Origin of the sequence: Pseudomonas sp. NBRC 100443 (genome assembly GCF_030268185.1) — a bacterium.
GTDB classification, from domain to species: Bacteria; Pseudomonadota; Gammaproteobacteria; order Pseudomonadales; family Pseudomonadaceae; genus Pseudomonas; species Pseudomonas citronellolis.
Genome location: NZ_BSQE01000014.1, coordinates 22572 through 36993 on the forward strand (window position 1 = coordinate 22572; position 14422 = coordinate 36993).

The 14422-nt window shown below is 69.3% G+C and carries 13 protein-coding genes; 5 read left to right on the forward strand and 8 right to left on the reverse strand.

All coding sequences use genetic code 11. The features are described 5' to 3' along the window. Nucleotides 1-37: 37 nt before the first annotated feature. Nucleotides 38-1132, reverse strand: coding sequence for a DNA-processing protein DprA (dprA, locus tag QSJ95_RS18640; protein WP_285644459.1), 1095 nt, complete (start codon nt 1130-1132; stop codon nt 38-40). Between the two features lie 139 nt (nt 1133-1271). Continuing rightward, nucleotides 1272-2297, reverse strand: coding sequence for a LysM peptidoglycan-binding domain-containing protein (locus tag QSJ95_RS18645; protein WP_009614488.1), 1026 nt, complete (start codon nt 2295-2297; stop codon nt 1272-1274). Between the two features lie 137 nt (nt 2298-2434). Here QSJ95_RS18645 and def point away from each other — a divergent pair, with 137 nt between their 5' ends. From def to QSJ95_RS18670, 5 genes are all read left to right on the forward strand, one after another. Next, complete coding sequence (def, locus tag QSJ95_RS18650) at nt 2435-2941, forward strand: peptide deformylase (RefSeq protein ID WP_009614487.1); 507 nt, start codon at nt 2435-2437, stop codon at nt 2939-2941. A gap of 58 nt (nt 2942-2999) precedes the next feature. Next, nucleotides 3000-3944: a methionyl-tRNA formyltransferase gene (gene fmt, locus QSJ95_RS18655; protein WP_285644471.1), complete on the forward strand. Its 945-nt coding sequence runs from the start codon at nt 3000-3002 to the stop codon at nt 3942-3944. Beyond that, the gene (gene rsmB, locus QSJ95_RS18660) at nt 3941-5251 is read left to right on the forward strand and encodes a 16S rRNA (cytosine(967)-C(5))-methyltransferase RsmB (protein ID WP_285644473.1); all 1311 of its coding nucleotides are present in this window, start codon (nt 3941-3943) and stop codon (nt 5249-5251) included. Before fmt ends, rsmB begins: the two co-directional genes overlap by 4 nt. A gap of 24 nt (nt 5252-5275) precedes the next feature. Continuing rightward, a complete protein-coding gene (gene trkA / locus QSJ95_RS18665; RefSeq protein WP_009614484.1) occupies nt 5276-6649 on the forward strand; it encodes a Trk system potassium transporter TrkA in 1374 nt (457 codons plus the stop codon). Nucleotides 6650-6841: 192 nt separating this feature from the next. After that, entirely contained in the window at nt 6842-7165 is a 324-nt protein-coding gene (locus QSJ95_RS18670; RefSeq protein ID WP_058487933.1) for a tetratricopeptide repeat protein, read from the forward strand. Between the two features lie 433 nt (nt 7166-7598). Here QSJ95_RS18670 and QSJ95_RS18675 read toward each other — a convergent pair whose 3' ends face one another. The 6 genes from QSJ95_RS18675 to doeA all read right to left on the reverse strand — a co-directional run bounded on the left by QSJ95_RS18675 (nt 7599) and on the right by doeA (nt 14400). Further along, nucleotides 7599-8978: an aspartate aminotransferase family protein gene (locus QSJ95_RS18675; RefSeq protein ID WP_285644475.1), complete on the reverse strand. Its 1380-nt coding sequence runs from the start codon at nt 8976-8978 to the stop codon at nt 7599-7601. Nucleotides 8979-8991: 13 nt separating this feature from the next. Further along, nucleotides 8992-10449, reverse strand: coding sequence for an NAD-dependent succinate-semialdehyde dehydrogenase (locus QSJ95_RS18680; RefSeq protein WP_285644476.1), 1458 nt, complete (start codon nt 10447-10449; stop codon nt 8992-8994). Between the two features lie 131 nt (nt 10450-10580). Continuing rightward, nucleotides 10581-11234: a 7-cyano-7-deazaguanine/7-aminomethyl-7-deazaguanine transporter gene (locus QSJ95_RS18685; RefSeq protein WP_285644477.1), complete on the reverse strand. Its 654-nt coding sequence runs from the start codon at nt 11232-11234 to the stop codon at nt 10581-10583. A 443-nt stretch (nt 11235-11677) separates the two neighbouring features. Then, entirely contained in the window at nt 11678-12160 is a 483-nt protein-coding gene (locus QSJ95_RS18690; protein ID WP_064581512.1) for an Lrp/AsnC family transcriptional regulator, read from the reverse strand. Nucleotides 12161-12188: 28 nt separating this feature from the next. After that, entirely contained in the window at nt 12189-13205 is a 1017-nt protein-coding gene (gene doeB, locus QSJ95_RS18695; protein ID WP_285644479.1) for a N(2)-acetyl-L-2,4-diaminobutanoate deacetylase DoeB, read from the reverse strand. Nucleotides 13206-13209: 4 nt separating this feature from the next. Then, nucleotides 13210-14400 carry an ectoine hydrolase DoeA gene (doeA, locus tag QSJ95_RS18700; RefSeq protein WP_285644481.1) on the reverse strand — a complete coding sequence of 397 codons (1191 nt, stop codon included), beginning with the start codon at nt 14398-14400 and terminating at the stop codon, nt 13210-13212. Nucleotides 14401-14422 lie beyond the last annotated feature (22 nt).

Consider the following 14422-nt stretch of genomic DNA (forward strand, 5'->3'; position numbering starts at 1 on the left):
CTCCGGGGAAATAACGATTGCGCGGCAGTTTACGTGCTCAGCCGCCGCGATGCACCCAGACGCCGGCCTCGCAGGCCACCTTGCCCTCCAGTTCCAGCTCGGTCAGCGCCGCCAGCACCTGCGGCAGCGCCCAGCCACTGCCGGCGGCCAGCGCCTCGCTGCCCTGCGGGGCGGCGCGCAGCAGGTCCAGCAACGGGTGCGCCTGTGGCAGCGGGGCCGGTTCGCTGACGGGTGCTTCGGCGGTCCAGCCGCTCAGGCCTTCGAGGATGTCGTCGATGCGCTCCACCAGGGTGGCGCCCTGGCGGATCAGCTCGTGGCAGCCGCGGGCGCCGGGATGGTGGATGGAACCGGGAATGGCATAGACCTCGCGGCCCTGCTCGGCGGCCAGCCGCGCGGTGATCAGCGAGCCGCTGGCCGGGCTGGCTTCCACCACCAGCACGCCCAGGGACAGGCCGCTGATGATGCGGTTGCGCCGCGGGAAGTTGTCCGGCCGCGGCGGGCAATCCAGCGGCAGTTCGGACAGCAGCGCGCCGCCGCCCTCGACGATGCGCCGCGCCAGCCCCAGATGCCGCCGCGGGTACAGGCATTGCAGGCCAGTGCCGAGCACCGCCAGGGTGGCGCCACCGGCCTCCAGCGCGCCTTCGTGGGCGGCGCCGTCGATGCCCAGGGCCAGCCCGCTGGTGATGGCGAAGCCGCCGCCGGCCAAGCTGCGGGCGAAGGCACGGGCGGTGTCCAGCCCCGGGCGGCTGGCGCGCCGGCTGCCGACCACCGCCAGTTGCGGCCGCCCCAGGGCCGCGCGGGCGCCCTCGACGAACAGCAGCGGCGGCGCATCGCTCAGCTCCGCCAGCAGCGCGGGGTAGTCCTCGGCGTCCCACATCAGCAGGTGCCGCCCGGGCCCCTCCAGCCAGCGCAGAGCCTCGGCCGCTGCCTGGCGTGTCGTTTCGCTGCGCCGCGCCTCGGCGCTGGCCGCCGGCAGGCCAAGGGAACGCCAGGCCGCGGCGGGCGCGCTGAGGGCGGCGGAGGCGCTACCGAAGGCCGCCAGCAGGGCGGCGAAGCGCCGCGGCCCCAGTTCGGGCAGGGCGTGCAGGCGCAGGCGGGCTTCCAGTTCGGCGGGGGAGAGTTGGCGGGGCATGGCGGCAGTCCTTGGCGCGTTGGCGGGAACCCCGACTATGCCGCGTCCGCCGGCTGACGCCTGCCGGACGCTTCGGAAGATACGGCCGGCAGAAACGAAGAACCCCGCCGTGGCGGGGTTCTTCATACAGGCGCGCCGATCAGGGATTGCGCACCTTGTCCTGCACTTCCAGCGAACGGTTGGCGGTAAGCACCAGGCCGTAGCTGAGACGGTTGTAGGTACGGAAGATCATCACCAGCCCGGAGCGCTCGTCGGGGATCTTCACCAGATCACCGCTGACACGATCCCGCACCGTCTCGCCGAGCTTGTAGATGGCCAGTACGTTGCCTTCCTCCAGACCATCGCGGCTGCCCTTGTCGATGGTCACCACATCGTACTTGCCGATCTGGGTGACGCCGCGCGGCACGTCGATGATGCTGCCCTTGATCGGCGTCTTCGGCTCGCTGGGCATGAAGATCGAGGTCACCGCGCGTTCCTCGGTGGGGAACAGGCGGTCGCCCGGCCGCACTTCCTGGGTGGTGCGCGTCAGGTTGAGGGTGGCGATGTCGTCTTCCTTGGCGATCACCCGGGCGCTGCCGACGTCCATGGCGTCGACGCCGAGGACTTCCTTGGTGTCCGGGTCGGAGTAGATCTTGCCCTGGCGGAAGATGCCGTAGCTGCCTTCCTCGGCCAGGGAGTCGCCGCGGGCGTAGGCGCGGTCGCCGGCGCCGCTGACCACGCGCTCGGCATCGCCGGCGACCATGTAGGGGGCGTTGCTGAAGTCACCCTCGCTGTCGACGATGCGGTTGGACAGCAGGAAGGCGTTGATCTTGTCCAGCGGGATGGTCGGCACCGCCTCGGCCATAGGCGTGCTGCGCACCTTGGGCGACAGCTTGATGGTGCCGTGGGAGGCACCGCGGTTGAGCACCAGGCGCGGCTGGCCGTCGATGTACACCAGGCTGAGGACGTCGCCGGGGTAGATCAGGTGCGGGTTGCGAATCTGCGGATTCACCTGCCAGATCTCCGGCCACTTCCAGGGCTTGCTCAGGAACTTGCCGGAGATGTCCCAGAGGGTGTCGCCCTTGACCACCGTATAGCGGTCCGGGTGGCCGTCCCTGAGTTCCACGGCACCCTGCGCCATGCTTCCTGCCGCCAGCAGCAGCACGGCGAGTAGTGTTTTCCTCATGCGGTGAATCCCTTTATTATGTATACACATGAAACGCTGGAAAGCCGCCCCTACCGGGCCTTCCAGGGTTTTTCGATGCTGCTCGGCATATTAGCAGCCGATTTTTACTTTATTCCACAAGTGCATCACAAACGCATATGGCCATTCTGAACATCCTCGAATTCCCCGATCCGCGCCTGCGCACGATCGCCAAGCCTGTCGAGGTGGTCGACGATAGCGTGCGCCAACTGGTCGACGACATGTTCGAAACCATGTACGAGGCGCCCGGCATCGGCCTGGCCGCCACCCAGGTGAACGTACACAAGCGCGTGGTGGTGATGGACCTGTCCGAGGACAAGTCCGAGCCGCGCGTGTTCATCAACCCGGAACTGGAGCCGCTCACGCAAGAGATGGGCGAATACCAGGAGGGTTGCCTGTCGGTGCCCGGCTTCTACGAGAACGTCGACCGCCCGCTGCGGGTGCGCGTCAAGGCGCTGGACCGCGACGGCAAGGCCTTCGAGGAAATCGCCGAGGGCCTGCTGGCGGTGTGCATCCAGCATGAGTGCGACCACCTGAACGGCAAGCTGTTCGTCGACTACCTGTCCAACCTCAAGCGCGACCGGATCAAGAAGAAGCTGGAAAAGCAGCACCGCCAGCGCGCCTGACACCCTCCTCCCCAAAGGCTTGCCCCGGCAAGCCTTTTTTCTTTAAGCGAGCCTACGCATGAGCCAAGCATTGCGCATCGTCTTCGCCGGGACCCCGGAATTCGCCGCCGAGCACCTCAAGGCCCTGCTCGATACGCCGCACCAGATCGTCGCCGTCTACACCCAGCCGGACCGCCCGGCCGGCCGCGGCCAGAAGCTGATGCCCAGCCCGGTCAAGCAGCTCGCCGTGCAACATGGCCTGCCGGTGCTGCAGCCGCCGACCCTGCGCGCACCCGAAGCCCAGGCCGAACTGGCGGCGCTGCAGCCGGACCTGATGGTGGTGGTCGCCTACGGCCTGATCCTGCCCCAGGCGGTGCTGGACATCCCGCGCCTGGGCTGCATCAACAGCCATGCCTCGCTGCTGCCGCGCTGGCGCGGCGCCGCGCCCATCCAGCGCGCAGTGCAGGCCGGCGATGCGGAAAGCGGCGTAACCGTGATGCAGATGGAAGCGGGCCTGGATACCGGGCCGATGCTGCTCAAGGTCGCCACCCCGATCAGTCCCGAAGACACCGGCGGCAGCCTGCACGACCGCCTGGCGCGCCTGGGCCCGCCGGCGGTGGTCGAGGCCATCGCCGGCCTGGCCGCCGGCACGCTCAAGGGCGAGGTGCAGGACGACGCCCTGGCCACCTACGCGCACAAGCTCAGCAAGGACGAGGCGAAGCTCGACTGGAGCCGCCCGGCCGTGGAGCTGGAGCGCGCCGTGCGCGCCTTCGATCCCTGGCCGGTGTGCCACACCACCCTGAACGGCGAGCCGCTGAAGGTCTGGGCCGCGCGCCTGGGCGAGGGCAAGGGCGAGCCGGGGAAAATCCTCGATGCCAGCCGTGACGGCCTGCTGGTGGGCTGCGGCGAAGGCAGCCTGCTGCTGACCCGCGTGCAGTTGCCCGGCGGCAAGCCGCTGGCCTTCGCCGACCTGTTCAACAGCCGCCGCGAGCAGTTCGCCAGCGGCCTGGTGCTCGGCCAATGAGCCTCAGCCCGCGCCTCGCCGCGGCCCGCGCGCTGGCCGCCGTGCTCGCCGGCCGCGCCTCGCTGGGCGGCTCGCTGCCGCCGCAGCTGGAGCTGGTCGCCCCGCGCGACCGCGGCCTGACCCAGGAGCTGGCCTTCGGCGCCGCGCGCTGGCAGCCGCGCCTGGCGGCCCTGGCCGCGCGCCTGCTGCAGAAGCCGTTCAAGGCCGGCGACCGCGACGTCGAGGCGCTGCTGCTGGTCGGCCTGTACCAGTTGCTCTACACCCGCATTCCGCCCCACGCGGCCATCGGCGAGACCGTCGGCTGCGCCGACAAGCTGAAGAAATCCTGGGCCAAGGGCCTGCTCAACGCTGTGCTGCGCCGCGCCCAGCGCGAGGGCGAGGTGCTGCTGGCCGACGTCGACCGCGACCCGGCCGCGCGCCTGGCCCACCCGCGCTGGCTGCAGAAGGCGCTGAAGCAGGCCTGGCCGGAGCAGTTCGAAGCCGTCTGCGCGGCGAACAACGCCCACCCGCCAATGACCCTGCGGGTGAACCGCCGCCAGGGCAGCCGTGACGCCTACCTGGCGGAGCTGCAGGCCGCCGGCCTCGAGGCCGCGCCCTGCGCCTACAGCCGCGACGGCATCCAGCTGGCCCAGCCCTGCGACGTGCGCGAGCTGCCGGGCTTCGCCGAAGGCCGCGTGAGCGTGCAGGACGAGGCCGCGCAACTGGCCGCCGACCTGCTGGAACTGGCTCCCGGCCAGCGCGTGCTCGACGCCTGCTGCGCCCCCGGCGGCAAGACCTGCCACCTGCTGGAGGCCGAACCGGGCCTGGCCGGCGTGCTGGGCGTGGACCTGGAAGAAAGCCGCCTGGTGCGCGTACGGGAAAATCTGCAGCGCCTGCGGCTAGATGCCACGCTGGTCGCCGCTGATGGACGCGATACCGTCGCCTGGTGGGACGGCAAACCGTTCCAGCGCATCCTGCTGGACGCGCCCTGCTCGGCCACCGGGGTGATCCGCCGGCACCCGGACATCAAGCTGACCCGCGCCGCCGAGGACATCCCGGCCCTGGCGCAGTTGCAGGGCGAGCTGCTCGACGCGCTGTGGCCGACCCTGGAGGTGGGCGGCATCCTGCTCTACGCCACCTGCTCGGTGATGCCCCAGGAGAACCGCGAGTCCATCGCCGCCTTCCTCGCCCGCACCCCCGGCGCCCGCGAGCTGGACCTGGCCGGGCCCTGGGGCCTTAAGCAGGCCCACGGGCGCCAGCTGTTGCCGCAAGAGGGCGGGCACGACGGTTTCTACTATGCCAAGCTCATCAAGATCTCAGCCCGCTAGCACTGCACGGACGAGCGCGACCCCATGAAGATCATCATCCTCGGCGCCGGCCAGGTCGGCGGCACCCTGGCCGAGCACCTGGCCAGCGAAGCCAACGACATCACCGTGGTCGACACCGACGCCCAGCGCCTGCGCGACCTCAACGACCGCCTGGACATCCGCACCGTGCACGGCAAGGCCTCGTTCCCGACGGTGCTGCGCCAGGCCGGCGCCGACGACGCCGACATGCTGGTGGCGGTGACCAACAGCGACGAGGTGAACATGGTCGCCTGCCAGGTGGCCTACACCCTGTTCAACACGCCGACGCGCATCGCCCGGGTGCGCGAGGCGGCCTACCTGACGCGCACCGGCCTGTTCGACAACGAGGCCATCCCGGTGGACGTGCTGATCAGCCCCGAGCAGGTGGTGACCAACTACATCAAGCGCCTGGTCGAGTACCCCGGCTCCCTGCAGGTGATCGACTTCGCCGAGGGCAAGGCCCAGCTGGTGGGCATCAAGGCCCACTACGGCGGCCCGCTGGTGGGTCAGGAGTTGCGCCAGCTGCGCGAGCACATGCCCAACGCGGACACTCGCGTGGCGGCGATCTACCGGCGCAACCGGCCGATCATCCCCCAGGGCGACACCGTCATCGAGGCCGACGACGAGGTGTTCTTCATCGCCGCCAAGGCCCACATCCGCGCGGTGATGGGCGAGATGCGCCGGCTGGAGGAGAACTACAAGCGGATCATCATCGCCGGCGGCGGCAACATCGGCGAACGCCTGGCCGAGGCCATCGAGAACCGCTACCAGGTGAAGATCATCGAGATGAACCCGGCGCGCTGCCGGCACCTGTCGGACAACCTCGACAGCACCATCGTGCTCCAGGGCAGCGCCTCGGACCGCGACCTGCTGCTGGAAGAGAACATCAACGAGACCGACCTGTTCCTGGCCCTGACCAACGACGACGAGGCCAACATCATGTCCTCGCTGCTGGCCAAGCGCCTGGGCGCGCGCAAGGTGATGACGCTGATCAACAACCCGGCCTACGTCGACCTGGTGCAGGGCGGCGAGATCGACATCGCCATCAGCCCGCAGCTGGCCACCATCGGCACCCTGCTGACCCACGTGCGCCGCGGCGACATCGAGAGCGTGCACTCGCTGCGCCGCGGCGCGGCCGAGGCCATCGAGGTGGTGGCCCACGGCGACGCCAAGTCGAGCAAGGTGATCGGCAAGCGCATCGGCGAGGTGCACCTGCCGCCGGGCACCACCATAGGCGCGGTGATCCGCGACGAGGAAGTGCTGATCGCCCACGGCGACACCGTGGTGGAATCCGGCGACCACGTGATCCTCTTCGTGGTCGACAAGAAGCGAATCCGTGACGTCGAGCGGCTGTTCCAGGCCGGGTTGACGTTCTTCTAGGCTGTAGGCTGTAGGCTGTAGGCTGTAGGCTGTAGGCTGTAGGCTGTAGGCTGTAGGCTGTAGGCTGTAGGCTGTAGGCTGTAGGCAAGAGCTTGACATACCACGACGGCACCGCATGCTGTTCGCTTCCAGCTTCCAGCTTCCAGCTTCCAGCTTCCAGCTTCCAGCTTCCAGCCCCCAGCCCCCAGCCCTATGACCGATCCTCAATCCCTCGAAAAACTCCTCGCCAAAGGCATGGACAACCCGCTGCTGCGCTTCGGCCTGGGCAAGGGCTACCTGGACGCCGGCGATGCGGCGAAGGCCGCCGAGCACCTGCGCCGCTGCGTGGAGCAGGACGCAAAGTACTCCGCCGCCTGGAAGCTGCTGGGCAAGGCCCTGCAGGCCCAGGGCGACCTGGACGGCGCCCGCGCCGCCTGGACCGACGGCCTGGCCGCGGCCCAGGCCCATGGCGACAAGCAGGCGGAGAAGGAAATGACCGTGTTCCTGCGCAAGCTGGACAAGGCCAAGGGCGGCTGAATCCGCGACACCTTGTAGGAGCGGGCCCTGCCCGCGATTCGCGCGCAGGGCGCGCTCCTACAGGTGAGGTCAGAGGTGGGCATGGTGTAGGAGCGAGCTTGCTCGCGAACGGTGCCTACCGGCGGCTTCAGTGCAATGGCTTGACTCCGCTCCCTCTCCCCAACCCTCGGCTGCGCGCCCCGCCCTGAAGGGAGAGGGGGCCGTCCGGCACGAACGGGAAGTTCGACATCACCCTGTAGGAGCGGGCCCTGCCCGCGATTCGCGCGCAGGGCGCGCTCCTACAGGTGCAGACGAAACGCCATCGTAGGATGGGTTGAGCGAAGCGATACCCATCACCCCGGCCCGATGGGTTTCGCAAGCTCAACCCATCCTACGAAAAGCAGCTGAGCGTAGGGCGTACAACCGTTCGCGGTTGTACGCCATTGCCATGGCCTCAGAGCACCTCCGCCGCCACCGCGTCCACCGCGGCCTTGGCGATGCCCACCACCTCGTCCGCCTCGGCGCGGCTCAGCACCAGCGGCGGGGCGAAGCCGAGGATATCGCCGTGGGGCATGGCGCGGGCGATCATGCCGCGCTCCAGGCATGCCGCCGAGACCTTCGGGCCCACCTTCAGCGCCGGGTCGAAGGGCGTGCGCGCCTCGCGGTCGGCCATGAACTCCAGCGCCGCCAGCATGCCGTCGCCGCGCACCTCGCCCACCAGCGGGTGGCCCTCGAAGGCCTGGCGCAGCTGCTGGTTGAGATAGCCGCCGACGTCCGCCGCGTTGGCGGTGATGTTCTCGCGCTCGAGGATGTCCAGGTTGGCCAGCGCCGCCGCCGCGCAGATCGGGTGGCCGGAGTAGGTCCAGCCGTGGCCCATGGCGCCTTCGCGGGTGGAGGCGCTGTCGATCACGTCCCAGACCTTTTCGCCGACGATCACCGCGGACAGCGGCGCGTAGGCGCTGGTCAGGCCCTTGGCGGTGGTGATCAGGTCCGGGCGCATGGCATGGCGCTGGCTGCCCATCTTGTCGCCGAGGCGGCCGAAGGCGCAGACCACCTCGTCGGCGATCAGCAGCACGTCGTACTTCGCCAGCACCGCCTGGATCGCCTCCCAGTAGCCCTTGGGCGGGACGATGATGCCGCCGGTGCCCATCACCGGCTCGCCGATGAAGGCCGCCACGGTGTCCGGGCCCTCGGCGAGGATCAGGTTCTCCAGCTCCTGGGCGCAGTGGCGCACGAAGGCCGCCTCGTCCATGCCCGCCGGGGCCTTGTAGAAGTGCGGGCAGAGGGTGTGCTTGACGCCTTCCACCGGCAGGTCGAAGTGCTGGTGGAAGCTGGCCAGGCCGGTGAGGCTGCCGGTGACGATGCCCGAGCCGTGGTAGCCGCGCTGGCGCGAGATGATCTTCTTCTTCTGCGGGCGGCCCAGCACGTTGTTGTAGTAGCGCACCAGCTTGACCTGGGTTTCGTTGGCGTCGGAGCCGGAGAGGCCGTAGTAGACCTTCTTCATGCCCGCCGGCGCCCAGTCGCGGATGATCCGCGCGGACAGCTCGATGATCGCCTCGGACGCGTGGCCGACGTAGGTGTGGTAGTAGGCCAGTTGCTTGGCCTGCTCATGGATGGCGTCGGCCACCTCAAGGCGGCCGTAGCCGATGTTCACGCAGTACAGCCCGGCGAAGGCATCCAGCAGCTCGCGGCCCTGGTGGTCGCGGATGCGCACGCCCGAAGCGCCGGTGATGATGCGCCCAGGCAGGGCGCCGCTGGCGTGGTCGTGGGCGTGGGTGGAGGGGTGCATGAAGTGCGCACGGTCTTCTTCGAACAGCTTGGCGTAGTCGGTCATGGCGGTGTTCTCCTCAGATGGCGCCGTGGTGCAGGCAGAAGTACTTGGTCTCGACGAAGGGCTCGAAGCCCTCGCTGCCGCCCTCGCGGCCCAGGCCCGAGGCCTTCATGCCGCCGAAGGGGATGGGGTGGCCGGTGAACCTGGCGCCGTTCACCGCGACCATGGCGAACTCCAGGCGGCGCATCAGCGGCCACATCTGGTCGAGGCGCTGCCCACAAATGTAGGCGGCCAGGCCGTATTCGCTATCGTTGGCCAGTTCGACGGCCTGCTCCAGGTCGTCGTAGGCCATCACCCCGGCGATGGGCGCGAAGTTCTCCTCGCGCCAGATGCGCATGGCCGGGGTGACGTCGGCCAGCAGCGTCGGCTGGTGGAACCAGCCGCCCAGGGCATGGGGTTCGCCGCCGGCCAGCAGGCGCGCGCCGCGGTCGATGGCGTCGCGCACGCGCTCGCAGGTGGCGTCGAAGGCCGCCTGGTGCATCAGCGGGCCGATGTCGCTGCGCGGGTCGCTGGCCGGGCCCACGCGCAGTTCGCGCACGGCGGCGGCGAAGCGTTTGAGGAAGGGCTCGTAGAGTTCGCGGGCGACCAGCAGGCGGTTGGCCGCGCAGCAGTCCTGGCCGGAGGTCTGGAACTTGGCGTCGACGGCGAATTTCACCGCCTGCTCCAGGTCGGCATCGGGCAGCACGATGAAGGGCGCGTTGCCGCCCAGCTCCAGCGCCACCTTCTTCACGTCCTGGGCGGCGGCCTGCAGCACCAGCTTGCCGACGCGGGTCGAGCCGGTAAAGCTCACCGCGCGCACGCGGCTGTCCCGCACCAGGGTTTCCATGGCCATCTGCGGTTCGCCCAGCACCACGTTGAAGGCGCCGGCGGGCAGCCCGGCCTCCTCGGCCAGCTGGGCCAGGGCGAAGGCCGAGTAGGGCGTCTCGTGGGCCGGCTTGACCACCACCGTGCAGCCGGCGGCCAGGGCGGCGGCGGCCTTGCGGGTGATCATCGCCGAGGGGAAGTTCCAGGGCGTCAGCAGCACGGCCACGCCCACCGGCTCCATCACCGTGCCCAGGTGGGCGCCGGGGATGTGGCTGGGGATGTTGCGGCCGTCCAGGCGCCGGGCCTGTTCGGCGAACCAGGGGATGAAGCTGGCGGCGTAGTCGATCTCGCCGCGGGCCTCGGCCAGGGGCTTGCCCTGTTCCAGGGAAAGGATCTGCGCCAGGTCCTCGCGGTGCTGGCGGATCAGCTCGGCCCAGCGCAGCAGGGGCGCGGCGCGCCGGTCCAGGGACAGCTTGCGCCAGGCCGGGAAGGCTGCGGCGGCGGCATCCACCGCGGCGACTATCTGCTCGCGTTCGAGCAGCGGCACGTGGCCGATGATTTCGCGGTTGGCCGGGTTCTCCACGGCGATGCTGGCGCCGCTGGCGCTGTGCAGCCACTGGCCGTTGACGTAGCACAGCGACTTGAAGAGCAGGGGATGGGCGTAGGACATGACGGCGTCTCCTCGCAGGTGGCATGGGGACCATCCTAGGGGGAGCGCCGTGGCGGTTTTTTCCTAAGGGCGGGGCGGCGGCGGCAATTCTTTCCGCAGATGCGCCGCCGGCTTCGGGTTTTTCGCCCGCCTCAGCAGGCGCTGGCGGAGCGCCGGCCCAGGCCCTGGAGGATGGCGCGCAGCAGCACGCCGTAGAGCGGCACGAAGAGGATCAGCATGACCGCCAGCTTGACGCCGTAGTCCACCGTGGCGATCTCCACCCAGTGCTGCGCCATGAAGGGGTTGTCGCTGCGCCAGAAGGCGATGGAGAAGAAGGCGAAGGTGTCCAGCAGATTGCCGAACAGCGTCGACACCACCGGGGCGATCCACCACTGGCGCAGCCGGCGCAGGCGGTCGAACACCTGGATGTCGAGGAACTGGCCGAGCACGTAGGCCAGGAAGCTGGCCAGGGCGATGCGCGCGACGAAGGTGTTGAACTCGCCCAGCGCGGCGAAGCCGCGGTAGCCGCCATCCTGGAACAGCACCGAGACCCCGTAGGAAGCCAGCAGCGCCGGCAGCATCACCCGGGCGATGACGCGCCGCGCCGGGCTCTTGCCGAGCAGGCGCACGGTGAGGTCGGTGGCCAGGAAGATGAACGGGAAGCTGAATGCGCCCCAGGTGGTCTGCCAGCCGAACAGGGTCATGGGCAGTTGCACCAGGTAGTTGCTGGCGATGATGACGAGGAGGTGGAAGACGACCAGGCCGGCCAATGCGCCGCGCCGAGCCGCCGGGGAAGGCGCCGACATGCTGGATCCTTTTTCGTCGATGGGGTGAGGGAACCCATGCCCGGCCCTGTGCCGAGCGGGGCGCATTCTATAGGAGATTGAACCTGGAGTCAGGTTTTTTTGGGTGTTTTTTGTGCAGGGGGATGGGGGGTTGGTGTAGGAGCGAGCTTGCTCGCGAATGGAGTTTTGCCGGGAGTCGTGGGTGCTGGGATTGAGAACGCCCTCTCCCTAACCCTCTCCCTGAAGGGAGAGGGGACCGTTGGGCAGAAACGGCTGTTCTGGAGTTAGCCGGCAAGCACGTAGTTCAAGGTTGGAACCCTGACCTGTCTCGGCACGGACTAGCCCCCTCTCCCTTCAGGGAGAGGGTTGGGGAGAGGGGACGGAGCCAAGCCATTACACCGAATCCACCGGTAGGCACCCGTTCGCGAGCAAGCTCGCTCCTACGAAAAGAAAACAGCGCAGCATCAGGCGCCTTCCAGCGCCTCCGCCGGCACCGCCGTATCCAACGTCTTGATCACCTTGGTAACGATGTAGGTGAAATACCGCTCGATCCCCAGGTCCTCCAGCAGCAGCTGGTCGATGAAGCGCTGGTAATGATCGATGTCGCGGGCCTGGATCATCGCGATGTAGTCCACCCCGCCGCCGGTGGCGTAGCAGAAGCCCACTTCCGGCGCCTGCTGCAGGCGCTGTTCGAAGCGGCGCATGTCCTGGGCCGTGTGGCGGCCCAGGGTGATTTCCACCAGCACCTGCTGCTGGCGGAACAATGCCGGCCAGTCGATCTGCGCGCGGTAGCCCTTGATCAGGCCGGCCTCCTCCAGCTTGCGCACGCGCTCCCAGGCCGGGCTGACCGAGAGGTTGATGGCCTCGGCCAGGCTGGACTTGGTGATGCGCCCGTCGCCGGCGAGGATGCGCAGGATCTTCAGGTCGTAGCGGTCGAGCTTGGTCATCGCCACCTCCGGCGCCGTGGCGCGCGCATCAGTCCAGGACCTCGGCGACCACCGCCAGGGTGTCGCCGCTCTGCACCAGGCCGGGGAAGTGCCGCGCGGCGAGGATGCCGCTGCGCCTGGCGCGGTACTCCACCGGCGCGGCGCCGGTGCGCAGCAGGTCGTGCACCCGCGCCAGCACCTCGCCGCGCTCCACGCGCTCGCCCAGGTCGCGGCACATCTCCAGCAGGCCGTTGTGTTCGCTGGCGACGAAGCAGTCGCCGTCGGGCATGCCGAGCATCACCGAGGGCGCGTGCTCGACCTCGCCGCGCAGGATGCCGGCCTGCACCAGCACGTTGCGCACGCCGCGGCGGGCGATGGCCACGCTGCGCGCGGTGCTGCTGCCGCCGCCGCCCAGTTCGGTGGTGACGAACAGCTTGCCCTGCTCCTCGGCGGCGCTGTCGTACATGCCCACCGCGTCCAGCTCCAGCATGCGCATGGCGTAGGGCGCGGAAAACGCCCGCATCAGCGCCTCGCAGCCTTCCTGCTGGGCCTTGTCCGGCAGCACGTGGCAGGCGGCGAAGGGCAGGAAGTCGAGGGTGCGGCCGCCGGAGTGGATGTCCAGCACCACGTCGGCCAGCGGCAGCAGGGTGCGCTGGAAGTAGTCGGCGATCTTCTGCGTCACCGTGCCGTCCGGGCGGCCGGGGAAGCTGCGGTTGAGGTTGCCGGCGTCGATCGGCGAGGTGCGCTTGCCGGCGAGGAAGGCCGGGGTGTTCATGAAGGGCACGATGATCACCCGGCCGCGGATGTCCTCGGCGCGCAGTTCCTGGGCCAGGCGGCTGAGCGCCACCGGGCCTTCGTACTCGTCGCCGTGGTTGCCGCCGGTGAGCAGCGCGGTGGGGCCCGCGCCATTCTTCACCACGCAGACGGGGATCATCACCGCGCCCCAGGCCGAGTCGTCGCGGGAGTAGGGCAGCTTGAGGTGGCCGTGCTGCACGCCGTCGCGCTCGAAGTCGACGCTGGCGGCGATGGGGTTGTCGCGCAGCCCTTTATCCAGTGGCAGTGTCATCGCCTCACTCCTTGACGAACAGCTGGCGCGGGTAGTCGCAGAGGGTCTGCACGCCGCCGTCGGTGATCAGGATGCTTTCGGTGATCTCCAGGCCCCAGTCGTCCATCCACAGGCCGGGCATGAAGTGGAAGGTCATGCCCGGTTGCAGCACGCTCTCGTCGCTGGGGCGCAGGCTCATGGTGCGTTCGCCCCAGTCCGGCGGATAGCTGATGCCGATGGGGTAGCCGCAGCGGCTGTCCTTGTGGATGCCGAACTTCTGCAGCACGCCGAAGAAGGCGCGGGCGATGTCGCCGGTGGTGTTGCCCGGCTTGGCCGCCTCCAGCCCCGCGGCTATGCCTTCGACCACGGCCTTTTCCGCGTCGAGGAAGTGCTGCGGCGGCTTGCCCAGGTAGACGGTGCGCGACAGCGGGCAGTGGTAGCGCTTGTAGCAGCCGGCGATCTCGAAGAAGGTGCCGGCGCCGCGCTGGAAGGGCGTGTCGTCCCAGGTCAGGTGCGGCGCGCTGGCGTCGGCGCCGGTGGGCAGCAGCGGGACGATGGCCGGGTAGTCGCCGCCGTGGCCGTCGGCGCCGAGGATGCCGGTGCTGTAGATCTCCGCCACCAGCTCGTTCTTGCGCATGCCCGGCTCGATGCGCTCGAGGATGTGCGCGTGCATCTTCTCGACGATGCGCGCGGCGATGCGCATGTACTCGATCTCGCGCGGGGACTTCAGCGCGCGCTGCCAGTTGACCAGCGCGGTGGCGTCGACGAAGCGCGCCTGCGGCAGGTGGGCCTGCAGCGAGCGGAAGGCGGCGGCGCTGAAGTAGTAGTTGTCCATCTCCACGCCGATGGCCAGCGCGTCCCAGCCCCGCGCGGCGATGACCTCGCGGGCCAGGTAGTCCATCGGGTGGCGCTCGGTGGACTGCACGTAGTGGTCGGGGTAGCCGACGATGTTGTCGGCCTGCATGAACACGGTGCGCCGCGCGCCGTTGGCGTCCTGGCCGCGGCCGAACCACACCGGCTCGCCGTCCAGCGCCAGCAGCACGCACTGGTGCACGTAGAAGGACCAGCCATCGTAGCCGGTGAGCCAGGCCATGTTCGACGGGTCGCTGACCAGCAGCAGCTCGATACCGCGCTGCTGCATGCTGGCGCGGACCTTGGCCAGGCGCTGGGCGTATTCCTCCCGCGCGAAGGGGAGGTTGACGACGATTTCGGGCATGCGGAAATCCTCTGGGTGAAGT